At 61.7% G+C, this 21,637-nt stretch carries 19 protein-coding genes; 13 read left to right on the top strand and 6 right to left on the bottom strand.

The window, feature by feature from the left end; genetic code table 11:
* The first annotated feature begins 25 nt into the window (after positions 1-25).
* The 3 genes from ACOYO3_RS11600 to ACOYO3_RS11590 are packed head-to-tail and all read left to right on the top strand — an operon-like array spanning position 26 to position 3,917.
* Complete coding sequence (locus ACOYO3_RS11600) at positions 26-1,411, top strand: membrane protein (RefSeq protein ID WP_002524610.1); 1,386 nt, start codon at positions 26-28, stop codon at positions 1,409-1,411.
* Entirely contained in the window at positions 1,408-2,583 is a 1,176-nt protein-coding gene (locus ACOYO3_RS11595) for a membrane protein (RefSeq protein WP_002512843.1), read from the top strand. Before ACOYO3_RS11600 ends, ACOYO3_RS11595 begins: the two co-directional genes overlap by 4 nt.
* Positions 2,580-3,917 (top strand): O-antigen ligase family protein, encoded by a 1,338-nt coding sequence (locus tag ACOYO3_RS11590; protein ID WP_002512844.1) that lies wholly within the window; start codon positions 2,580-2,582, stop codon positions 3,915-3,917. The genes ACOYO3_RS11595 and ACOYO3_RS11590 overlap by 4 nt, the downstream gene beginning before the upstream one ends.
* On the opposite strand, the gene ACOYO3_RS11585 is transcribed toward ACOYO3_RS11590, so the two are convergent.
* A complete protein-coding gene (locus ACOYO3_RS11585; protein WP_002524611.1) occupies positions 3,878-5,140 on the bottom strand; it encodes a glycosyltransferase in 1,263 nt (420 codons plus the stop codon). The two genes, ACOYO3_RS11590 and ACOYO3_RS11585, sit on opposite strands and share 40 nt — an antisense overlap.
* Before the next feature lie 267 nt (positions 5,141-5,407).
* Between ACOYO3_RS11585 and ACOYO3_RS11580 the strand changes: the two genes are divergently transcribed.
* Positions 5,408-6,535: a glycosyltransferase gene (locus tag ACOYO3_RS11580; protein ID WP_002522896.1), complete on the top strand. Its 1,128-nt coding sequence runs from the start codon at positions 5,408-5,410 to the stop codon at positions 6,533-6,535.
* A complete protein-coding gene (locus ACOYO3_RS11575; RefSeq protein WP_002524612.1) occupies positions 6,532-7,854 on the top strand; it encodes an O-antigen ligase family protein in 1,323 nt (440 codons plus the stop codon). Before ACOYO3_RS11580 ends, ACOYO3_RS11575 begins: the two co-directional genes overlap by 4 nt.
* Here ACOYO3_RS11575 and ACOYO3_RS11570 read toward each other — a convergent pair.
* Positions 7,828-8,604: a hypothetical protein gene (locus tag ACOYO3_RS11570; RefSeq protein WP_002521008.1), complete on the bottom strand. Its 777-nt coding sequence runs from the start codon at positions 8,602-8,604 to the stop codon at positions 7,828-7,830. The genes ACOYO3_RS11575 and ACOYO3_RS11570 overlap by 27 nt on opposite strands.
* A 173-nt stretch (positions 8,605-8,777) precedes the next feature.
* Between ACOYO3_RS11570 and ACOYO3_RS11565 the strand changes: the two genes are divergently transcribed.
* The 7 genes from ACOYO3_RS11565 (at position 8,778) to ACOYO3_RS11535 (ending at position 17,093) form a co-directional block, all read left to right on the top strand.
* A complete protein-coding gene (locus ACOYO3_RS11565; RefSeq protein WP_002512850.1) occupies positions 8,778-9,395 on the top strand; it encodes an acyltransferase in 618 nt (205 codons plus the stop codon).
* Between the two features lie 83 nt (positions 9,396-9,478).
* Positions 9,479-10,591: a DegT/DnrJ/EryC1/StrS family aminotransferase gene (locus ACOYO3_RS11560; RefSeq protein ID WP_002512851.1), complete on the top strand. Its 1,113-nt coding sequence runs from the start codon at positions 9,479-9,481 to the stop codon at positions 10,589-10,591.
* A complete protein-coding gene (locus tag ACOYO3_RS11555; RefSeq protein WP_002512852.1) occupies positions 10,591-11,583 on the top strand; it encodes a Gfo/Idh/MocA family protein in 993 nt (330 codons plus the stop codon). The genes ACOYO3_RS11560 and ACOYO3_RS11555 overlap by 1 nt, the downstream gene beginning before the upstream one ends.
* Positions 11,584-11,684: 101 nt before the next feature.
* The gene (locus tag ACOYO3_RS11550; protein WP_002512853.1) at positions 11,685-13,067 is read left to right on the top strand and encodes an O-antigen ligase family protein; all 1,383 of its coding nucleotides are present in this window, start codon (positions 11,685-11,687) and stop codon (positions 13,065-13,067) included.
* 159 nt (positions 13,068-13,226) lie between these two features.
* Positions 13,227-14,849 (top strand): peptide MFS transporter, encoded by a 1,623-nt coding sequence (locus ACOYO3_RS11545; protein ID WP_002524614.1) that lies wholly within the window; start codon positions 13,227-13,229, stop codon positions 14,847-14,849.
* Positions 14,850-14,975: 126 nt separating this feature from the next.
* Positions 14,976-16,277 carry an NAD(P)/FAD-dependent oxidoreductase gene (locus ACOYO3_RS11540; protein WP_002524615.1) on the top strand — a complete coding sequence of 434 codons (1,302 nt, stop codon included), beginning with the start codon at positions 14,976-14,978 and terminating at the stop codon, positions 16,275-16,277.
* A gap of 15 nt (positions 16,278-16,292) precedes the next feature.
* Positions 16,293-17,093 (top strand): SDR family NAD(P)-dependent oxidoreductase, encoded by an 801-nt coding sequence (locus ACOYO3_RS11535; protein ID WP_002522898.1) that lies wholly within the window; start codon positions 16,293-16,295, stop codon positions 17,091-17,093.
* Positions 17,094-17,156: 63 nt separating this feature from the next.
* Here ACOYO3_RS11535 and ACOYO3_RS11530 read toward each other — a convergent pair whose 3' ends face one another.
* The 3 genes from ACOYO3_RS11530 to ACOYO3_RS11520 are packed head-to-tail and all read right to left on the bottom strand — an operon-like array spanning position 17,157 to position 20,446.
* Positions 17,157-17,414: an HPr family phosphocarrier protein gene (locus tag ACOYO3_RS11530; protein WP_002512857.1), complete on the bottom strand. Its 258-nt coding sequence runs from the start codon at positions 17,412-17,414 to the stop codon at positions 17,157-17,159.
* 35 nt (positions 17,415-17,449) lie between these two features.
* Positions 17,450-19,462, bottom strand: coding sequence for a PTS fructose transporter subunit IIABC (locus tag ACOYO3_RS11525; RefSeq protein WP_002512858.1), 2,013 nt, complete (start codon positions 19,460-19,462; stop codon positions 17,450-17,452).
* Positions 19,463-19,471: 9 nt separating this feature from the next.
* Positions 19,472-20,446 carry a 1-phosphofructokinase gene (locus ACOYO3_RS11520; protein WP_002522899.1) on the bottom strand — a complete coding sequence of 325 codons (975 nt, stop codon included), beginning with the start codon at positions 20,444-20,446 and terminating at the stop codon, positions 19,472-19,474.
* A gap of 129 nt (positions 20,447-20,575) precedes the next feature.
* Between ACOYO3_RS11520 and ACOYO3_RS11515 the strand changes: the two genes are divergently transcribed.
* Positions 20,576-20,761: a hypothetical protein gene (locus ACOYO3_RS11515; protein WP_002515812.1), complete on the top strand. Its 186-nt coding sequence runs from the start codon at positions 20,576-20,578 to the stop codon at positions 20,759-20,761.
* On the opposite strand, the gene ACOYO3_RS11510 is transcribed toward ACOYO3_RS11515, so the two are convergent.
* Positions 20,751-21,512, bottom strand: coding sequence for a DeoR/GlpR family DNA-binding transcription regulator (locus ACOYO3_RS11510; protein ID WP_002515873.1), 762 nt, complete (start codon positions 21,510-21,512; stop codon positions 20,751-20,753). The genes ACOYO3_RS11515 and ACOYO3_RS11510 overlap by 11 nt on opposite strands.
* Positions 21,513-21,637 lie beyond the last annotated feature (125 nt).

Raw genomic sequence — 21,637 nt, 5'->3', positions numbered from 1 at the left:
ACTGGACCGTCGCATCGGCGGGCGTATGGGCCGCCATGCCTGGCCGCGCGGCGTCTTCTTTGATCCGGGCCCCTGGGCCATCATGAGTGCCATCGTCATCTGGTTATTGACGATCTATCGCGTTACCCCGTGTGTGCAGCACAATGTAGCTAAGGTCGTCGATCCATATCAGCGGCAGTGCTACTCGGATATCCCGACGCTGTATCGGTCGTCAGGGATGGGTCATGGCGGGTCGTTGTTCGCGAACCCTGATATTGCCCAGACCCCCCTTGTAACCGTTCTCATGGCATTTTGTCGTCGAGTCGTGTGGGCTTTCGGTACAGAGGTCTCCCCGAAGGCCACGGATCAGCAAGTTCTGGACGCCGCCAATGCCTACTGGGGAGTGGCCCAGATCGTGCTCTTTGTCGCCTTTCTGGCCATCGCGATCTCCGTCATGCTGCTGGGGCGCGGATCGGACACCAATCTTCCGGTCGGTGATAAGGGCCGCCCGACCCAGGCACGGAGGCGATCTTGGGATGTTTTCTGGGTGGTGCTGTGCCCGGCGGTGTACCTCGCCGGTCTCATCGACTTTTCCATGGTTCCGGTTGCCTTAGCGACGACGTCCATGCTGGCCTGGGCTCGTCGTCGCCCGTGGTTGTCCGGGATCCTGATGGGCCTGGCCTGCGCGGGGAGTCTCCAGGCGGCCGTGGTGGCTTTTGCCGTCTTGGTGTGCTGTTTGCGTGCGACGCGGTTGCCGGAGTTGGGACGGTACCTCCTGGCGGGATCCCTGATGCTGGTGGTGTGCCACGTCATCGCGGCCTGTTTGGGCTTGCACACCTGGTGGGCCTATCTGCGTTCGACTTTCTGGTCGGGTACTGGCCTGGGAACGATTTGGTATGTCATTCAGGACTCTTCTGGCGGCATAATTCCGGGAATTGGCTGGATTACGGGCACCTTGACGGTTGGCGGTCTGCTTGGCTTGGCGTGGCTGTTGATGACGGTGCCGAGGCGTCCGCGCATCGCCCAGGTGGCCTGCGTGGCCCTGTTGATCTTGTTCATCACTAATAAGGTGTATTCGCCGCAGTGGATACTCTTTCTGGTCCCTCTTGCTGCTTTGGCCCGTCCTGACCTGCGGGATTGGGCTGTGCTCATGGTGGGTGAGTGCTTCTACTCCTTGGCTGTGTGGGCTCATTTGGGTGGGCTTTCTCTGCCTGGTGGTTCTGACGCTGACGTCGTGTACTGGGCGTCGATAGTGCTACGTCTGGCCTGCGAGATATGGTTCGCGTGGGGTGTCCTGGATGACATCCGACGACCTTGGAACGACGTCGTCAGGGTGGGGTATGCCGACGATCCCACCGGCGGCGTCCTCGATCACGCCCCAGATCCGGCTCCTGAACCTGTTGAGGATTCCAGCGCGGAGGTTGCCCGATGACGCGTACCGGACGCGCGACAGCTAGGCGATTTGCTCCCACAGCTGACGGACGCCTGGTGACCCAGACCTGGTTGGGGAGCCGTGCGATCTTGCTAGTCGTCGCTGTGGTTGTCATGACCGGGTATCACCGCACCTTTTCCCAGGTGACGGGGAATTGGGACGTGCAGCACTACATGTCGATCGCGCGCAATGGGTACGCCGATCCTCTCGAGATGGCGTTCTTTCCCGGACTTCCGGCATTGCTGAAAGGTGGCAGCTTCCTTGGTATTCCTATGGAAGTTACCGGGGTACTCCTCGGTCTGATCGGTTCGGCCTTAGCCGCATGGGCTCTCTTCCGGATTGGTGGGATGCTTCCCGCCTGTCTGTGGCTTATTGCCCCGGCAACCGTGTTTACCATGGTCGGATACACCGAGGCACCTTTCTGCGCTGCTGCCTTCTGGGCTTGGGAGCGTGCTCGTGCTGGGCGCTGGTGGGCGGCAGCCCTCCTCGCTGGTCTGGCATGCACGTTCCGAGTTTCTGGCCTCTTCCTGATAGGGGCGCTGGCAGTCTTGGCAGTCCTTGGCGATGGGGATGAGGGCCGTCCGATGAGCCAGGCTGCCCGACGTCGCCGCCTCATAAATGTCGTCAACCGATTGTCCACGCTGCTGGTGCCCACTGCGGTGCTGGTGGCTTTCGTGGTGTGGCTACACCGGCTGACAGGGTCGTGGACTGCGTGGTCCCAGGCCCAGACGAATGGGTGGAGACGCGGTTTTACGACCCCGGCGGAGACTTTGCGGCATACTTTGCCCGCCACTCACGCCGACACCTGGCGGTCCCTCTACGGCGCTGGAGCTAGCGGTGTGGCCATCGTATTTCGGCTTGAATTGGTTTCGGTGGCGCTGGGTGTCCTGGTGTTTGTCTACTGCCTTATCCGACGACGTTGGGCTTCGGCGTCCTGGGTGGGCATCCAGGTGGTGGCCTTTTCGATCGGTTACTGGTACATGAGCGTCAACCGCGCCACCTTGTTGTGGTTCCCGCTCTTTGTCGCCCTTGCTGAGGTCACTCGTGGTCCGTCTAAGCCGCCCGGTCTGGTGCTGCTGTGGCGGGGGATCATGGGCATCGTCATCGCCATTGATCTTGCTGTCATGGTGTGGTGGGGTTGGCGATTCTTTACCGGGGGGTGGGCTAGTTGAGTCGTACGGCCTTCATCGGGCCCGGACGCTACCAGCAGGCCATCGGTTCGCTGACATCTTGGGGGTTAGTGGCACTCGTGGTCGTTGAGACCTTCGCTGATTTTCGGCATGGACTCACCTCGCCGCCGTGGATCGTCAGTAGCTATCTCATTGTTGATGTGCTGATCATCCTGGCTTGTGGATCGGCGTTGTGGCTGCGTCGTCATGACCTTGGACGGGCCGGACGGTGGATGCTCGGCGGAGCCTTGGGTTTCATGGTCTGGGCTATCGTCTCGGCGACTTTCTGCCCGCTGCCTAATCTCGGACCGGAGCCGGTGGCCAGGCTCTTGTTAGTGATGGCTCCCGTCACTGCGGTTGCGACTCTGCTCGCCGGCCTGTCGGTGGCCGCGGGGCTGACGATCAGGTCATCTGGACGGATGGTGATCGAACGATTGTGGTGGCCTGCTGCGGCCATGACGTGCGCGTCTTATCTCCAGTGGCCTCGCGCCATGAAGGTGCACGGATCCACTCGACTCGCGACCGGTATGGGTGGTTCTGCGGTGCTCCACGTCGCCTTATTGCTGGCTTGTGGTGTGTTGGTGGCGGCTGCGGTGGCCGGTTGCCGGCGCGTCGTCAGCGGGATACTGGCTACTGGCGCGCTTGTCGCCGTCATACTGACGGGTTCGCGAGCCGGGCTGGCTTGTGCGACCCTGTTCGTGCTCGGATGCGCGATCGGTTCGGTGATGTGGCGCCGCTCCCGGGTAGTGAGACGGGCGGGTCATAGACGAATGGTCTGGGGAGGGCTCGTAGCACTGGCTGTAGTCGTCATCGGTATGGTGATTGTGGTTCCTGGGCTTCGACGCATGCTGAACCCGTCTGATCCGATGAGGTCCCGCACGCTGCGCACCGGAATACAGGTGTGGTCGAGCGACCTTAACCATGTTTTCTTCGGGCTCGGATCGGGGCGTTTGTGGCCGTGGTATTTGTACGACTGTCATGCCCGGCAGGAGCCGTGGCGCGAGTTAATGACGACGCAGTGGGGACCCACCCTCAGCAGCGCACACTCCACCGTGTTAGCGGTCCTCGTGGAGCTCGGTTTACTGGGCTTTGTTCTGCTCCTGCCCGTTCTACTAGGCCCTGTGGTGGAGTTGGTTCGCCGTCTGTTTGACGGTACTGGCTCTCCTGCGGGGGTCGTGCTGCGCTGGGCGGTCGTCGCCACGTTGCCAGCTTTCCTCGTTGATACCTACTTGGTCAAAAACTTCGGCGTGAGTATGTGGTGGTGGGTGGTCACCCTGTCGAGCGTGGCGTGGACTGATCAGCGTCCGCCCAGCACCTCGCGACAGAACTCGGGGTAGACGACAGAGGCGCGGAACTTTGCTTCCCACACCTGGCGGGAGGCCTGGCACACATGCTGGTACTCGTCCTCAGACAGACGTGCCAGCTGCACTAACGCGTCAGATGCCTGGGCGTCGGTGAACTCGGCAGGCAATAGATGCCCGTTGTCAGACGAGACGATTTCTCCTACTCCGCCGACGCCAGTCGCGATAATGGGGATACCGAGGGAAGCAACCTCCATCATTGATACAGGAAGTCCTTCCGAGGAGGAGAGGTTGACGAATACTGACGGTTTGAGATCACGCTGGGTCGCCATGACCTGGGTGTTGTCGACGTGACCGAGCAGGGTGACAGCATCCGTGACGCGGTGAACGGCGACCTCCTCGCGCAGAGTGTCCATCTGTGGGCCGTCACCCAGATGAGTCCAGTGCGCGTCGATGCCGTTGGCTCGCACCCTGGCGAGGATGGCGGCCATCCGGATCATTCTCTTGACTGGAACAAGATGGGCACAGCTGACGATGGTGAATGGGTCACGTCGGCAGTGGGCCGTCGGGCCGGGGTCGGAAGTGCCCAGGTAACGAGTGTGTATCTTCCCGGCGTACTGGGGCCACGTTGTTCGCAGTTCCCGAGTCCCCTGCTCGGAGACCGGGCAGATCCCGTCAAGAGACTGCAGGAGAAGGCGACGTTCTGGGATGTGATGGCGCGGGGAGGCACTGGGATACAGGTCGTAGCGGTGGGCTCGGGATATCACACGGTCCATGGTGACCCCCTGGGCGCGTAGCTGGTCGGCTAGCAGGGTTGCGGTGCGGGCCGTGATGTGCAGCCAGAAGGAATAGATCGTGACATGGGATTCCGGGGTCAGCCTGAGGCTCGGGAGTTTGGCAAGGATGCCGTTGAGGGCTGTTTGGGCGCGACCCTCGAAGTGAGCGTCGGAGACGAGTAGGCGGGGCTGTCGTCGTGTCGCTGCCCAGTCCACTCCGCTGGGTGGCAGCCGAACTAGTCCCTTCACGGCGACGAGGGCGCGGTCGAGGCCCCGGGGTGAAGACCGGGCAATGTGCATGACCTGAGCGTTGCTCGGGATGGCTCGTGTCTGCACATCGGCGGGGCCAGCCTGGATCGGGATGATCACCACCCGGTCGAAGGCGCGCCCCACATGGTCGATCTCATTTTCGAGGAACTCCTCCCCGCGTGACAGCGGGTAGGTGTTCGTCAGGAGGATCAACGTCGACTCTCGATGTGCCATGTGGTGATCCTAACGTGCCAGGGTCGTCATCCTCGCGGGGCGTGGGGTGGTCGCCAGGTCGACTACGTGTGGCAATACGGTTGGTGCAGGGAGCCCGTGCCATCCAAGATCTCTATGCGACGGTTCCCGAACGTGATTGCCACAGTGGTCGGGTATTGCGTGTGTGTTGCCGTCTCGACATGGTGTCTTGTGCTGTTACAGGTCTGATGCAGTCCTAGACCTCGGGTACCGTTGTGGTGAATTGTTCGGCGGATCGGAGGACAACCCATGCCACAGACCGGCGCTGATCGCGAGGTCCGACGCTGCATCTACCACGTCCCCTACCCACTGGACCCGAACACGACTTTCGGTGGGCAGAAGCGCGCTGTGGCGATGTTCAAAGCCTTAACGCAGTGGGGCGAAGTGTGGGTGGTCGCTGGTGACGCCCATCAACGGCGCCGCCTAATGCAGGTGGTCATGAACGCCATCCGTGCTGGCACCCGATTCGAGTTTTGCTATTCGGAGTCCTCGACGATGCCCACGACTCTTACCGAGTCCCATCACCTGCCTACCCACCCTTTGGAGGACTTCGCCTTCTTAACTCGCCTGCGTCGGCACGGCATTCCGGTGGGTCTGTTCTATCGGGACGTCTACTGGAAGTTCCCGCTCTACGGTGAGGGAGTCCCGAAGGCCAAACAGCTCGTGGCGCAGGCGATGTACCGCTACGACTTGCTCGCTTATCGGCAGTGCCTCGACGTCCTTTTCCTACCTTCACTGCGTATGGGGGAGTGGGTTGACGTCGGTGGTCGAGTGAACAAGGTTGCCTTGCCCCCCGGCCACGACATTGACGAGACCCCGACGGCCACCCCGTCATCGCCACTGTCGATGTTCTACGTCGGTGGACTGGGGTCCCTTTACGACCTGCGTGCCTTCTGCGAGGCAGTCGCCAGTGTCCCCGAGGCATCCCTGACGATCTGCACTCGGCCTAAGGAATGGGAACAGGCGCACAAGGACTACGAGCACCTTATAGGGAACAACACCAAGGTTGTCCATGCTAACGGCAAGAAGGAGTTGGAGCCCTACTTCGCGGCGGCCAATGTAGCCGTCCTGGCGATGGCTCCGCATGAGTACCGAGACTTTGCGGCTCCGCTTAAACTTTTCGAGTACATCGGCAACGGGAAACCGATCATTGCCACCGAGGACACCTTCGTCGGGGATGTCGTGACGCGCGACGAACTGGGGTGGACGGTGAAGGCTTCCGTGGTCGAGTTCGCGGCCCTCCTGGAACAGCTCACCCAACATCCGGAGCGGGTTGATGCAGCTCGCGACCGGGTCATGGCCGCACGGGACCAGCACACCTGGGCAGCCCGAGTGGAGGAGCTGGTTGCGGCCCTGGCTGCGGTGGATCAACGATGAGCGTCGCCGAACGAACGGCAGCACGGCCGTTAGACCGTCAGGGGATGGCGAGCCGGGCCACGTCAGGGGTGTGGCTGGGCGCGGTCGCTGCCGTGCTGGTAATGCGGCTGCCCATGGGATTCCTCCTCTTTCTGATCGTGCCGTGGGTCATCCTGGCGGTGCAGACACGGTTTGCTTCCAGCCTCAGCGTGACCCCTCTCGTTGCGGTTGAGGTGTGCTGCATGGTGGCTTCCGGGATGGCCGTGGCACTTTTCCACCCCGGACTCCTAGCTGACACCGGGAACAGCGCCTTTATCATGCTCGCGGTTATAGGTGTGACCCTCGTGGTGTTCCGGTCAGCTGAGCCAGGTAGGACGGCTCGTCAGGTCCTTAGCGGCCTGTACTGGGGTGCAATCCTCGTCTGGCTTATTGGCATGGGAGAGATCGTGACCGGTGTCAAGCTGCTGCCACTACTCTACCCGCGGGCCAACACGCTGGGTGCGGTGTCAAAGAATCGATGGGTTGTTACTGCAACCTACCCCAACTACAACGATTACGGCGTCGTGATGGCGATGCTTTTCACGGCTGTGCTCGCCCGGCTGTGGTTCAACCCGCGGAGAGGTGCGATTCGTCTCGGACGGTTGTTCGTCCTGGCGACGTGTCTGGTAATGATCCTCATTGGTGGGTCGCGAGGCGCCCTCTTTGGCTGCATCTGTGCCGTCGTGCTGTTGTTTGTCCTCAACGTTCGCCGTCTCCATACAGCCGCTATGGGGGTGCGTGCCTTCGTCTGGGGTGGAGCGCTTGTCATCGTGCTGGGTACCGGGCTGTGGATGAGTCCGTACGTCCAGGATCACTCCACAGCGGAGCGTGGCACTATCATGGCCAACGCATTGTCGATGACGTTGTCTAGCCCAGCCGCCCTGCTCCTCGGATACGGCTCGCTGTCGGAGTATCAAGCCCGGGCGTCGGCTCTGTACGGACACGTTCTCATGGACCCGCACAATCTGCTGTTGGAGATCGTCCTCCGCTACGGAGCGATCGCGATGATCCTTTTCGTTATCTGTTGGTTGTGGATTCTGGTCCGTGGGTTCTTGCCGCGTCGACCTGTGGCCGACTGGCGGGCGGCCTTCGGGCTCACCGTCGTAATGCTTTTCCCTGTGCTCGGCGTCGTTCCGTCATCAACCCTGCGGTATCACGTGACCTGGCTCTATCTTGTTGCGGCTAGCTGCATCACTGCAGAGACTGTCGCAGCAAACGGTGCCGGACGTCCGACGCTAGGTATGGTCCGGGATGCGGTGACGCAACTCGAACGTTCAGCGGGAAGTACGGGAGCGGCGTGAGGAGCGGTATTCCAGGACACCCATGACGACCAGTCCGAGGATCAGGCCGGCGGCCACTCCCACCATCGGGGAGGAGAGCTTGGTGCTGTTCTTGTTGGTTGCTGGAGCGTTCGGGTTGGGGTCCGATGGGAAGGCCGGCTGGATGATCGTCAGCTTCGGCTGCGGGAGGCCAGCGAGAGAACTAGGGACCAGGTCGTTCGCCTTTTCGGCGAATGCGCGGGCATAGGCGTTGGCACGCTCGATGGCCTGGTTTTGGTTGGTTCCCATGGCGTAGACCGCAATGACAGTGCCGCCCCCGCCCCAATACACCGAGGTGCCCGCCTTGAGGTCGTCTGCGGTTGTTCCGTCATGGAGATACTTCACGGCGGTGTTGACGATGGGGTCCGGGGTGGTGAGAGCGACGTAGTTGCTCATGATCTGGCCGACGGTAGCTGACTCGACAGTGGCCTGGGCCTCGGTGCGTGGCTCGGGCAGCGTGACCATCACATGGGCATGGGCAGCGACCGTTCCGACGGTGTTCTTGGGTGCCATGAGGAGGGAATAGCCGACGAGAAGCCCGGCGGCGACAATGAAGGTTATGAGGCCAGCGAGCCAGTGGTGCCCCAGTCCCTTAAGGAACCCGAGTAGATCGATCGGCTGTCCCGGGTCGCGCGGGCGCGGTGGCTGGTTAGAGGAATCCGTGGTGGCCTCGCGCTCAATGGCGGAGGACCCGGATTGTGCGACGGTGGGTTCAGAGGGAAGGCTGCTCACGTTAGTGCATGCTACACAGCTCAGCTAAGCAGACGGGTGATACCCGCGCGTTAAATTGGTTGGAAGGCGGGCCGCCACGCCGGATTTTCGGCGTCGCCGTGCAGGGGCGACGGGCCTGTCGGGCTAGCACGAGTAAGCTGGCCTTGATGTAACCGGCATGAAAGGCGTCCCACATGGGTGAACCACGGATCATCGACACCGCTGATTTGGACGACGGTGTGACCATCGGCGACGGTTCGTCGATCTGGCATCTTTCTCAAGTTCGCAGCGAGGCCGTCCTCGGGCAGAACGTCGTCGTGGGCCGCGGTGCCTACATCGGCGAGGGCGTCCACGTTGGCGACAACTGCAAGATCCAGAATTACGCGTTGGTTTACGAGCCCGCGAAGCTGGAAGACGGGGTATTCATCGGACCGGCAGTGGTGCTTACCAACGACCACTTCCCGCGGGCTATCAACCCCGACGGCTCCCTCAAATCTGCTGACGACTGGGAGCAGGTGGGTGTGACCTGCAAGCGTGGCTGCTCTGTTGGCGCCCGTTCGGTGTGCATTGCGCCTGTCACTATTGGTGAGTGGGCCACGGTGGCTGCCGGCTCGGTCGTCACCAAGGATGTCCCGGCATATGCCTTGGTGGCCGGCGTCCCGGCCCGTCGCATTAAGTGGGTGGGCCGGTCCGGATTCCCGCTAGATCCCGACGGTGAGAACAAGTGGATCGACTCGCGTACCGGAGACCGGTTCGTCGAGGATCCTGCCACCGATACGCTGACCCTGGTTAGCGAGGGCGAGCAGGCCTAAGGCCGTCGTCCCCCAATACCCCCTCGTGGGTGCTACGGCGCCCACAAACCGGACCTCCCGTCCGAATAGTTAGGAGCTTTCACGTGACCGCCCAGTTCATTCCTCCCGCTAAGCCGATCCTCGGCGATGACGAGCGTAAGGCCGTCGACGAGGTTATTGCCTCCGGCATGGTCGCCCAGGGCCCCCAGGTCCACGCCTTCGAGGACGAGTTCTCCTCCCAGGTCGTCGACGGGGTTCACTGCGTCGCCGTCAACTCGGGAACCTCGGCCCTCCACATTGGCCTGCTGGCCTCTGGCATCGGTGAGGGCGACGAGGTCATCGTCCCTTCCTTCACTTTCGCCGCTACCGGCAACTCGGTAGCCCTATCCGGCGCCAAGCCGGTGTTCGCTGACGTCGACCCGGTCACGTTTACCCTCGACCCGGCTTCCATCGAGGCCTCTATTACCGACAAGACCGCCGCGATCATGCCGGTGCACCTCTATGGTCTCCCGGCTAACATGGCCGAAATCGTCGCGATCGCCACAAAGCACGGTCTCAAGATCTTCGAGGATTGTGCCCAAGCCCACGCTGCCAGCATCGACGGCAAGCATGTCGGTACTTTTGGCATCTTTGGAGCTTTCTCCTTCTACCCGACGAAGAACATGACCTCGGGCGAGGGTGGCATGATCACCACCTCCGACCCGGAGATCGCCCGTAAGGCTGCCATGCTCCGCAACCAGGGCATGGAGAAGCGTTACGCCAACGAGTACGTTGGTCTCAACAACCGCATGACTGACATCCACGCTTCCATCGGACGGGTGCAGTTGACCAAGCTGGCCGGCTGGACCAAGACCCGCCAGGAGAACGCGGCGTTCCTGTCGTCCAACATCACCGAGGCCATCACCCCCGCCGTGCCGGAGGGTTATGTGCACGTGTACCACCAGTACACGATTCGTCTTGAGGGAGCTACTGGTGAGGAGCGTGACCGTTTCGTCACCGCTCTCAAAGAGGAACACCAGGTTGGCTCGGGTGTCTACTACCCGATTCCGAACCACCGGCTGCCGTCGCTGGCCCCCTACGCTCCGGGCCTGGAGCTGCCGAACACCGAGAAGGTTGCCGCCGAGTGTGTCTCACTGCCGGTCCATCCCTCGCTGTCCCAGGCTGACCGTGAGCGCATCGTTGCCGCTGTCAATACCTGCGCGAAAGCAGGTGCCTGATGGCGAATCTGCGCGCCGGCATGGTCGGCATCGGTTCGATGGGCAAGAACCACGTCCGCAACCTGCGCGCCATCGACGGCGTCGATCTGGTCGCGATCGCGGATGCCTCCGGCAAAGACCCGTTTGGAGTCGCCGGTGACCTACCCGTTCTCCCCGACGTCGATGCGGTCATCGAGACTGGTATCGACTACTGTGTCGTCGCTGCCCCGACGAAGTTCCACGAGGAGATCGGTCTCAAGCTGGCTGAGGCGGGGGTCCACGCCCTCATCGAGAAGCCGCTGGCCTACGACACTGCGGCTGCGACTCGTCTGGCTGAGGCCTTTGAGAGCAAGGGTCTGGTGGGCGCGGTCGGCCATATCGAGCGATACAACCCGGCCTTGCAGTCGTTGCGTAAGCGTCTGGAGAACGGCGACCTCGGTGACCTCTACCAGGTGGCTACCCGCCGTCAGGGGCCATTCCCGGCCCGTATCGCTGACGTCGGCGTTGTCAAGGACCTCGCTAGCCACGACATTGACCTCACCGCGTGGGTTACCCAGCGTGAGTTCGAGTTGGTCGCCGCTCGCACCATGTTCAAGGCTGGCCGCGATTACGAGGATATGGTCTCGGCGACTTGCCAGCTCTCGGGCGGGCTCATGAGTAACCACCTCGTCAACTGGCTGACCCCGACTAAGGAGCGTCGCACCTTCGTGACCGGCGAGAAGGGTATGTTCGTCGCGGACACTCTGACCGCCGACCTCACCTTCTACTCCAACGCCAAGGTTGCGACGGTATGGGACGATATCGCTAACTTCCGTGGTGTTGCCGAGGGTGACGTGACCAGATTCGCGATCCCGAAGCCCGAACCACTGCGCACCGAGCATGAGAACTTCCGTGACGCGGTGCTGGGCAAGGAATCCGACATCGTGACGATGACCCAGGGCGCCACGGTCGTCCAGGTGTGCGAGGCGATGATCACCTCCGCCGCGACCGGCGAGTTCGTCAAGATCTCCTGACGTAACAGTAGTCGGGCCGGGCCGCTAAGGTCCGGCCCGATTCTCACATCTCTGCTCGATTTTCCCTGCGCCCCGGAGCGGCCAGCTGCCCCACAGGTAGGATGACTCCCATCTTTCGTCTCCATGATTCCCCAGACGGCTCCTCGGCCGTAACATTATTGCGCTCGGTTGCCCCCATCGAATGGTTCAGCGGGGCAGCTGAGGTCATCGTCGCGTGTCTTTTCGTCACCTGCACCTTCGTAACGGTCGCCCAGCCTGTCTTTGATAATGGCGCATGCCAGTTGATGCTCCCGCTGTTTGCTGTAGCGGCACTGGTACTCGAAGCGTTGTGCATCGTGCGGGATGTTCGAGGGGTGCCGTCGCCGCGCGAGTGGTCCCGTTCCCTCATTATCGTGACGTGCAGTTTCGTGGCGCTATTGGTATGGGGTGCGGTCTCAATCCCGTTTCACGAACATCTCATCTACGACGATTCCATGGGAGTTACCCGGGATCTTCCGCTATATGCCCTAGTGATGCCTCTGGCGGAGGCGACGGTTACCCTTCTCGTGGCTATTTTCGCGTGCCGGATGATCGCGGTCGGGAACCTTGAAGGCGCGCTGTGGCGGTTGTCGATGCTGATGGCCATCGCTAACCCAATTGACCTTGTTCGTGAGTACGTCGAAGGCAATACCACCGGATGGCGGGTTGCCACCAGACTCGGTGGGGCCGCCATCTGTCACGTCCTTCTCATCCTGGCCCTGGCCGTTGCTGTGGACGCCGTGATACGACACCGCCACCGGATTCTCTCCAGCGTGGCTGCTGTCAGCCATCTTGCCTGTTTGGCAGCATCCGGGTCTCGCGCCGGAACCATTAGCCTGGCACTATTCGTCATCGGGCTGGTATTTTTCGGACGTTCTTACCGGACGCGCAGCCGGAAACAGCGGACCGTCATCGCAATGTTGGGACTCTTGGCAGCAGGGGTAGCCATATGGCTAGTGTCGACGGTCCGTTCTGGGTCTCTTGTCGATCCGGCGCGTGCGCGAACCTGGGCATTGGCGGGACGTGTTGTTGTGGATTCGCCGAGCCATTTCTTGGTGGGAACCGGATACGGAACAATCTGGCCGTGGTTCGCTGTCGAGTCCACCTTTATGCCCGAATCATCCCACGGGATGCGCCGAACTCTTTATGGTTACAGCCTCCCACACGCCCACAGCCTCATCGTCCAGGTTGTCGGTGAGCTTGGTGTGATCGGGCTGGCCCTGATTTTGGTCTGCCTGGGAACTGTTATCGCGGTGTGTGTCAAGGGAATTCGCGGAGGCTATCCGCTTTTATCCTTGGGCGTGCTCGCAACAATGCCGGCTTTCCTCATGGACACCTACCTCATCAAGAACTTCCCAGTAGCTCTGTTCTGGTGGATCTTCACCTTGGCACTCTGCCGGTTAGTGACCACCGGGGATGCGGACGTCGAGGGTGACTCAGGCTACCGCGAGGAGAAGTACGCCTGAGAATAAATAACTTTTGGTCGCGCGCGAGTAGTACTTTCGTACTAGCCTATCTTCGTCATTATTCACACTTGTGACGACGCTGTCGCGATGCGATGAACACAGGCACCACTGTCTAGGCACAGGTCGGTCATCCCCTGGGGGGAGTTCCGAACCATTGTCTTGGAGGACCTCGTGGTGCCTCATAACATCGGAAAGGAAGGGAAAATGTCCCTCGAACCGCTTGATGTCGACGCGGAAGGCGTCGCCGCCGCCACCAAAGCACGAGGTTTTCGGCCTAAGCATCTGGTGACAGGACCCTCGCGTGACGACAAGTCATTCTTGGGCCACCCCGGCGGTTTGCCGTGGATGCTCCAGGTAGAAATGTGGGAGCGGTTCTCGTGGTATGGCATGCGCGCCATCCTCGTCTACTTCATCACCGACACTTTGGCCCATGGCGGGCTGGGATTGCCGATCAACGCCGGCCAGGTTGTTATGGCTTCCTACGGCGCCGCAGTGTTGTTGATGACGATTCCTGGCGGTATCTTCGCTGACCGCATCCTCGGGCCGTGGATGTCCACCCTGTGCGGCGGTCTCATCATCATGACGGGTCACGTCATCCTGGCGATTCCGCAGGTGGTGACGTCATGGATCGGCCTCATCTGCATCGCCATTGGCACAGGTTTTATTAAGCCGAACCTCTCCACGGTGGTAGGAGGTCTCTACGATGACGGCGACCCCCGCCGCGATCAAGGTTTCCTGTACTTCTACATGTCGATCAATATTGGATCTCTCTTCGCGCCGATCGTCACCGGCCTCCTCAAGGACCATTACGGCTACCACGTAGGTTTCATTGCCGCTGCTATCGGTATGGCTCTGGGGCTGATCGCCTTCTTCCATGGTCGTTCCAAACTGCGTGAGTTCGCCTTCGACATCCCCAATCCGCTGGCCCCCGGCGAGGGTCGCCGGATGGTGCTCCGCGCGTTGGGTATTGCCGTCGTCGGTGCCGTCCTTGCCATCGGTTTCAAAGCCTTGCTGGGCGAGTGGACCTCGGCCATCGCCTACGCTCTGTTCGCCTTTGCCTCGGTGACGGCACTGAGCTACTTCTTGACGATGTTCCGCTCCCCGAAGGTCTCTGATCGTGAGCGTGGCCATTTATGGGCATTTGTGCCGTTGTGGGTTGGCCAAGTGCTGTTCACCATGATCTTCGAGCAGGCGGCCGGCAAGATGGCCACCTTTGCTAAGGACAACACCGACGGCCACATCGTCGGGTCGTGGTCGGTGGAGCCTGAGCAGTACCAAACCATTAACCCGGCTGCAGTCTTGATCCTGGCTGGCCTGCTAGGCATGTGGTTCCGGCGCAGAGAAGGGAAGTTCCCCAATACCCCGCAGAAGTTCGCCATTTCGGTGTTCATCATTGGTATAACCGCCCTCATTATGGGATTCGGTTTCCGGAGTTGGCCAGGTGGGAACAGACTCGCACCGTGGTGGCTCCTGGCGGTGGTGTTCGTCATTCAGACTGTTGCTGAGCTGTTCATGAACCCGATCGGTTTGTCGACCGCGACCAAGCTAGCCCCGAAAAAGTTCGCATCCCAGAACATGACCCTGTGGCTGCTCGCCTCAGCCTGTGGCCAGGGCCTCGCCTCGGTGACGATCGAGCGCACCAAGAACCTTGGTGACGTGGTGTTCTACTACAGCCTAGGTATCGTGACGATCCTTGTAGCGGTGGTGCTCTTCGTGATCGCCCCATGGACCCAGGCGAAGATGAAGGATGTCGACTCCGTTGCCGAGGAGGGTGACGTCTGACCTCACTCCCAACCCATTGCGAGGTCCGTCCCGTTTGGGGCGGGCCTCGTGCCTTGTCAGGGGGTTTACGCGTGGTGTGGTAATCCGGTTTCTGGTGGCGACGGCTGCCACCCCTCGTGGCAAGACATGCCGTTGCGTGCCGATATGCCATACGAAGCTTGGCCTAGTGCGAAAAGCTCGCTGGAACCCTCGAAGAGGCAGGGTCGGCAGGTTACCGTGGTCGGTGTACGCATCGTTTCGACGATGAACCCCATCCTGGGAGCAGATATGACGACGTACCAGTACCTCATTGTCGGTGGCGGGATGGCCGCTGATTCTGCCGCCCGCGGTATCCGCGACATCGACAAGAAAGGGTCGATCGCCATCCTCAGCGCTGACGTCGACGCCCCGTATCCTCGGCCAGCGCTGAGCAAGAAGCTGTGGACCGACCCTGAGTTCACCTGGGACCAGGTCGACCTTGCTACTGTCGCTGACACCGGCGCGGAATTGCGGCTCGGCACTGAGGTGCTCAGCATTGACCGTGACGACAAGACCGTCCTGACCGCTTCCGGCCAGGTATTCGGCTACCAGAAGTTGTTGCTCGTTACCGGCCTCACCCCGTCGCGCATTGACGATGACGGCGATGCCGTCCTCTACTTTCGGTCTGCTCGGGACTACCAGAAGCTGCGTGCGCTGGCCCAGCCCGGTCACCAGTTCGTGGTCGTCGGCGGCGGATATATCGGTGCCGAGCTTGCTGCGGGCCTCGTCCAGCAGGGCTGCGAGGTCACCCTCGTCACCCTCGATCCGACGCTGGGTGGTTCGCAATTCCCGGCCCAGATTGCGTCTGAGTACCAGAAGCTTTTCGCCGATGCTGGGGTGCACCTCGTCACTGGGAAGCGCGTCTGTTCGGTGCGCAAACATGAAGTGGCCGAGGTCACCCTCGATGACGGCACTATCCTCCAGGCTGACGATGTTATCGCGGGTTTGGGGGCATCCCCGGTCACCAAACTGGCCGAGGAAGCAGGCCTTACCGTTAATGATGGGGTCGTCGTTGATGAGCAGTTGCGCACCAACGATCCGGCCATCTGGGCCGCCGGAGACATCGCCAATTACCCGGACCCGGTGTTGGGCCGCACCCGCGTCGAGCATGTGGACAATGCCACCGCTATGGGCAAGGCGGCCGGCCGCATCATGGCGGGATCAAAAGACTCCTACACCCATACCCCGATGATGTACTCACAAGTCTTTGGGGTGCGCTGGGAGGCAGTCGGCACCCTCGACTCCAGCCTCGCGACCACATCAGTGGAAGCTGGGGATGGGCAGGTCGTCTATTACCTGTCCGACGGCAAGCCTGTCGGTGTGCTGCTGTGGAACCTTCCCGGACGCACCGACAAGGCCGTCACAGTGCTTGCCGATCCGCCAGAGGACCTATCGACTGCCATCAGCTAACCACGAGGAGGAATCATGGATCTTGGACTCAACGGACGCACTGCGCTCATCACTGGCGCTGATTCGGGTATTGGCTGGCACACCGCGAAACTCCTCCTTGCCGAGGGAGCCAACGTTGCCATCACCGACCTCGACTCTGACGAACTCACCCAGGCTGCGCAGGCTCTCGACGTCGCTGATGACCGTCTCGTCGCCCTCCCGGCCGACGTCACTGACGCTGACTCTCTGGCGAAGCTGCACCAGCAAGTGAAGGACGCCCTCGGTCCGATCGACATCCTCGTCCAGTCGGCCGGCGTGACCGGGGCCCAGGGTAAGTTCCACGAGATCGATGAGGAGGGCTGGCGTTCCACCCTTGACATTGACCTCATGGGTCCGGTGCGGGTGCTGCGCGAGTTCCTCGATGACTTGCGCACGGGTGGCTGGGGGCGTGTCGTGCTGCTGGCCTCTGAGGACGGCGTCCAGCCCTACGACGACGAGATCCCCTACTGCACTGCCAAGGCCGGAGTATTGGCTCTGGCTAAGGGTTTGTCGCGGACCTATGCCCGTGAGGGACTCCTCGTCAACGCCGTTTCTCCAGCCTTCATCCATACCCCGATGACTGACGCCATGATGAATAAGCGGTCCAAGGAGCTTGGCGTTAGCTTTGACGAGGCCATCGAGTCCTTTCTTGACCAGGAGCGCCCCTATATGGAGCTCAAGCGGCGCGGCGAGCCTGAGGAGGTGGCTGCCGTCATCGCTTTCCTATGTTCGGACAAGGCTTCGTTCGTTAACGGATCGAACTACCGCGTCGACTCCGGATCGGTGGCCACTTTTTGAGGTTCGACATTGGTGCCTGTGGGGCCGAGTCACGATGACAGCGGCCCCATCGTGGAGGCTGGCTCAGGCGTCGAGGTTAGAGGCAACCAGGTCGGCAATGGTGTTGACGTCGTCCTCGTTATCGCCGGCGACCGTCACTGGGTCACCTGCGCTGGCACCGAGGGTCATGATGAGCAGCACGGACTTGGCGTCAATTGGCTCGCCTCCCTCGGTAGCTAGGGTGACGGTTGAACTGAGCTTGGCAGCCTCCTGCGAGATGACGGCGGCGGGGCGGGCGTGGAGTCCGACAGAGGATCCGACCTTAACGGTTTTGCTGGCCACGATGGTGTTCCTTTCGGGGTTGTGGTGTGGAAATTTTACGCGGCAGCCGCGGCCTTGCGCCGGGCTGAGGCTTTGAGAGCGGTTACGAGCAAGGCTGCCACGAGGGTGCCGACGACGATGGCCAGGATGAAAGCCCAGACCCGATCAATGGCAAAGAAGACGAAGATTCCGCCATGGGGAGCTTTAGAAGCGGCCCCCAGAGCCATTGACAGGGCACCGGTGGTTGCACCTCCGACCATCATCGAGGGAATCACTCGTAGCGGATCCGCAGCTGCGAACGGGATGGCGCCCTCGGAGATGAAGGAGGCTCCCAGCAGCCAGGCAGCAGTGCCGTTTTCACGCTCGGCAGGCTGGTAGAGCTTCGGACGCAGGGTCGTCGATAGCGCCATGGCCAGCGGGGGAACCATCCCGGCAGCCATGACGGCGGCCATCACTTTGAGGGATCCGACGTTGGTGACCGCGAGGTTCGTTGTCGCGAAGAGGTAAGCCGCCTTGTTGATGGGGCCGCCCAGGTCAGAGCACATCATGAGTCCCAGGACGATTCCGAGGATGACGGCTGAGGCGCCGCTCATGCCGCCTAGCCAGTTGTTGAGGGCGTTCGTCAAGGCTGCCAGCGGACGTCCCAGTACGACATACATCAACCCACCGGCGACTAGGGACCCGACGAGCGGGATGATGACAACCGGCATGAGGCCACGCAGCCAGCGCGGCGGGTTGAGACGGGTGAACCAGTAGGCGACGAAACCGCCGAGCAGACCACCGATGATGGCACCGATGAATCCCGCTCCGGTCACCCCAGCGACGGCACCCGCTACGAAACCGGGGGCGATGCCGGGGCGGTCTGCCAGGCCGAAGCCGATATACCCAGCCAGGGCAGGTAGCAAGAAGCCGAAAGCCGCTTGCCCGACGGCGAAAAGGACCGCGCCGATGTAGGTCATGGTGGCTGACCCACCTAGAGCATGGGCGGTTGGCGTTGGCAAGTTGTTGAAGGTGTTGTGCAAGGCAATATCCATGCCGTCCTTGGCAATCTCATACCCGCCGAAGAGGAATCCCAGGGCGATGAGCAGACCACCCGCGGCGACGAACGGAATCATGTAGGACACGCCCGTCATGAGGGCCTGCTGGATGCGCTTGCCCCAGCCAATGTGAGATCCAGCCTGCTCGGGCTCCTGCTGTTCGCCATGGCCAGCGGGGACCCGATGGGCGTGTGGGTCTTTGGAAGCGGCGACGGCCTCCGAAACCATCTTCTCAGGCTCGTCGACGGCCCGCTTCACCCCGGACTCAATGACTGGCTTGCCTGCGAAGCGCTCCCGGCCCTTGACGCCAACGTCGGTGGCGAAAATGACAGCGTCAGCACCCTCGATGTCGGCGGTGCTGAGAGGCTCGGTGGCGGTGGATCCTTGGGGCTCGACCTTGACGTCAACACCCAGCTTCTTTCCAGCAGCCCTCAGGTAGTCGGCGGCCATGTAGGTGTGGGCGATGCCGGTGGGACAGGCCGTAATGGCGACGATGCGGGGCGTATCGGAGGCGGTATTGGTTACCGCAGCGTGCCCAGGAGCGGGGAGGGCCGTTGCAGATGAGGTCGAGGCTTCTTCCTTCGGCTCGACGACCCCACCGATAAGGTCGACGACGGTTTGCGCGTCGGGGGCCTGGCGCAACTGTTCGACGAACTCAGGATTGACGAGGGCGCGAGCCAGCTTGGTCAGAAGTTTCATATGGTCCGCGCCGCCGTCTTCGGAGGCCGCGATCATAAAGATGAGGTCGGCCGGGCCGTCAGGTCCATTGAAGTCGACAGCGGGCGACAGCCGGGCGAACCCCAGGGATACCTGAGATACCGCGGCTGAGCGGCAGTGGGGGATGGCGAACCCACCGGGCATACCAGTCGGACTTTTGGACTCGCGGTCCAGAGTGTCGTGGGCGAGGCCGTCAGCATCGGCGCGTCCAGCGGCAGCAATGAGTCCGGCGACTGAGGTGATGACCTCGGTTTTGGTCGAGCCGAGGTTGGCGTCAAGAGATACTAATTCCGGGGTAATGAGAGGAGTGCTCATCGGTTCTCCTTACAGGTGGGTGAGGCTGACGTGAATGGCGTCGGCCTGTGACGGGGTTGGCATGGTTGACCCCGGTAGAGCGGCGGCTGCTGTGCCCCACGCCACGGCGGCGCGCAGACAGTTTTCGGGCTGGTCGCCGCGGGTGCGCGCCAGCAGGAATCCGGCCAGGGAGGAGTCTCCGGCGCCAACAGTCGACTTCACCTTGACCGGCTCTGGCCGGGCGTGCCAGGCGTCGTGTTCGGTGATGAGCAGAGCGCCGGTCCCGCCCAAGGTGACGATTACCTCGGCGATGCCGTGCAGACCTCGGGCGGCCACGACAACGTCGTCGAACTGTCCCCTTGTGGCAGCGGACTCGAGGGAGCCGCCGTCAATCCCGCATAGTTGGCCGAGCTCGACGGAGTTCGGCTTGACGAGGTCAGGGGCACAGTCGGGGAGGCGGACCGCCAGTTCTTGGAGGGGTTGATCGGAGGTGTCGACGGCGACCTTGACGCCGACCTCATGGAGGCGGTCGGTCATTGTGGCATACCAATGTGTGGGTACGCCCGGGGGTAAGGATCCTGACAGTACGACCCATTGCGCGCCGGAGGACTTCTCGACGATGGCCTCCTCAACTGCGGTCAGCTCCTCAGGACTGAGGTCGGCTCCGGGCTCATTGATCTTGGTTGTAGTGCCGTCAGGTTCGGTGATGGTGAGGTTGGTTCTCACCGCTGCCGCAACGGGTACAACTTGGTGCGGGATGTCGTCGTGGTTGAGGCCGAGGGTCAGGCGGCCCTTGGCTCCGGCTGGCACCACGGCGCAGGTTTCGATTCCAGCCCCACGAAGGACTCGTGAGATGTTGACCCCCTTACCGGCGGCGACCTCGGTGGAACTGCCGAGTCGGTTCACCTGCCCGCGCCGCAGCGGCCCAGCTATGGGCGCTGTGCGGTCAATGCTCGGGTTGAGCGTGACGGTGACGATCACGTGGACTCCTTCGGCTTTGGCCAACGGTTCCTCGGGCCCGAGAGAACCATCAATGTTGGGATGTGTGACACTCTAGTTCGTAAACACACTAATACGGACATTTGTTGTGTAGGTTTCTCGGAGCGAGGGCTGGCATAGGTGGTCCAAACATCGATGTGGCAATCCGGGTTACGACGTGGGGTACTGCCATGGGCGATGGTTGCTGACGCGATCATCACCCAGATTTCCACACCGCGCGGTGGAGCTTATCGAAGCGGTGTTCGTGGCGTCCGGTGTGATGCTCTCCAGCAGATAAGGGGGCTGTGTCGCTGGTTACCAGAAGCCGATGTCAGGCGATAACGATTTCGACGCCAGCTTTGTGCAGCATGTCGACTTGGTGAGGAGTCACCCCAGAGTCGGTGATGATGACGTCAACGTCGCCCAGCTCTGCGAACCTCATCGTCGATTCCGCACCCATCTTCCGAGAATCGGCGAGAACCACGACGTGATGGGCGCTCGCGACCATTGCTGCCTTAGTTGCGACTTCATCGGCGTCAGGAGTGGATAAGCCGTGCGTCGGGGAAATGCCGTTGGTGCCCATGAAGGCAACGTCGACGCGGAGTCGGGAAATGGCGTCAACGTTACCGACGGTGGCCTGAGTGGTGGGGCGCAGTCGTCCTCCCAGCAGGTGGACGTCACAGTTGCTGTGGGTAGCCACCGTACTGGCGATCGGGGATGAGTTCGTAAAGACGGTGAACCGCCTTGTGGAGGGCATGATCGACGCTAACCGACCGGTTGTCGATCCGGCGTCGAGGATGATCGACCCCTTGTCACTAGGTAGATGGGATAGTGCCGCCCGGGCGATTTGTTCCTTCTGCGTCACTGCCGAGGAGTCTCGGGTGGCGAGGGGCTGGTCGCCCAGCAGGTCGAACTCGATCGGGATAGCGCCACCGTGTACCCGCCGCAGCATTTTCTGATTGCACAACTGGTCGAGGTCACGGCGAATGGTCTCGGGGACAACTCCTAGTGCAGTGGAGGCTTCAGCAACCGATACTCGACCGGTCTCGCGGGCAGTATCGATCAGCCACTTGTGTCTTTCGGCGGGATACACGGGCTCTCCTTGGGAATACCACTCGACGCAACTGCGGATTGCGAAAGGCCTTGTCGGGGCCTGGTGCGAGCGTCTTTGCGACGGCGTGAGCATAACACGGACTCGTCGAGGTGCCGTACCCGGAT

This window comes from Cutibacterium sp. KBN10P07758 (genome assembly GCF_050286205.1).
GTDB lineage: Bacteria > Actinomycetota > Actinomycetes > Propionibacteriales > Propionibacteriaceae > Cutibacterium > Cutibacterium acnes.
Note: the sequence above shows the minus strand (reverse complement) of the source record. Positions and strands in the feature narration are given on the sequence as shown.

Bases quoted from the DNA above. Each gene is read 5' to 3' on its own strand.
- ACOYO3_RS11600 (WP_002524610.1), top strand. From the start codon at position 26: ATGGGCCGCCATGCCTGGCCGCGCGGCGTCTTCTTTGATCCGGGCCCC.
- ACOYO3_RS11595 (WP_002512843.1), top strand. From the start codon at position 1,408: ATGACGCGTACCGGACGCGCGACAGCTAGGCGATTTGCTCCCACAGCT.
- ACOYO3_RS11585 (WP_002524611.1), bottom strand. From the start codon at position 5,140: ATGGCACATCGAGAGTCGACGTTGATCCTCCTGACGAACACCTACCCG.
- ACOYO3_RS11580 (WP_002522896.1), top strand. From the start codon at position 5,408: ATGCCACAGACCGGCGCTGATCGCGAGGTCCGACGCTGCATCTACCAC.
- ACOYO3_RS11575 (WP_002524612.1), top strand. From the start codon at position 6,532: ATGAGCGTCGCCGAACGAACGGCAGCACGGCCGTTAGACCGTCAGGGG.
- ACOYO3_RS11565 (WP_002512850.1), top strand. From the start codon at position 8,778: ATGGGTGAACCACGGATCATCGACACCGCTGATTTGGACGACGGTGTG.
- ACOYO3_RS11555 (WP_002512852.1), top strand. From the start codon at position 10,591: ATGGCGAATCTGCGCGCCGGCATGGTCGGCATCGGTTCGATGGGCAAG.
- ACOYO3_RS11550 (WP_002512853.1), top strand. From the start codon at position 11,685: ATGACTCCCATCTTTCGTCTCCATGATTCCCCAGACGGCTCCTCGGCC.
- ACOYO3_RS11540 (WP_002524615.1), top strand. From the start codon at position 14,976: ATGCCGTTGCGTGCCGATATGCCATACGAAGCTTGGCCTAGTGCGAAA.
- ACOYO3_RS11535 (WP_002522898.1), top strand. From the start codon at position 16,293: ATGGATCTTGGACTCAACGGACGCACTGCGCTCATCACTGGCGCTGAT.
- ACOYO3_RS11525 (WP_002512858.1), bottom strand. From the start codon at position 19,462: ATGAGCACTCCTCTCATTACCCCGGAATTAGTATCTCTTGACGCCAAC.
- ACOYO3_RS11515 (WP_002515812.1), top strand. From the start codon at position 20,576: ATGTGGCAATCCGGGTTACGACGTGGGGTACTGCCATGGGCGATGGTT.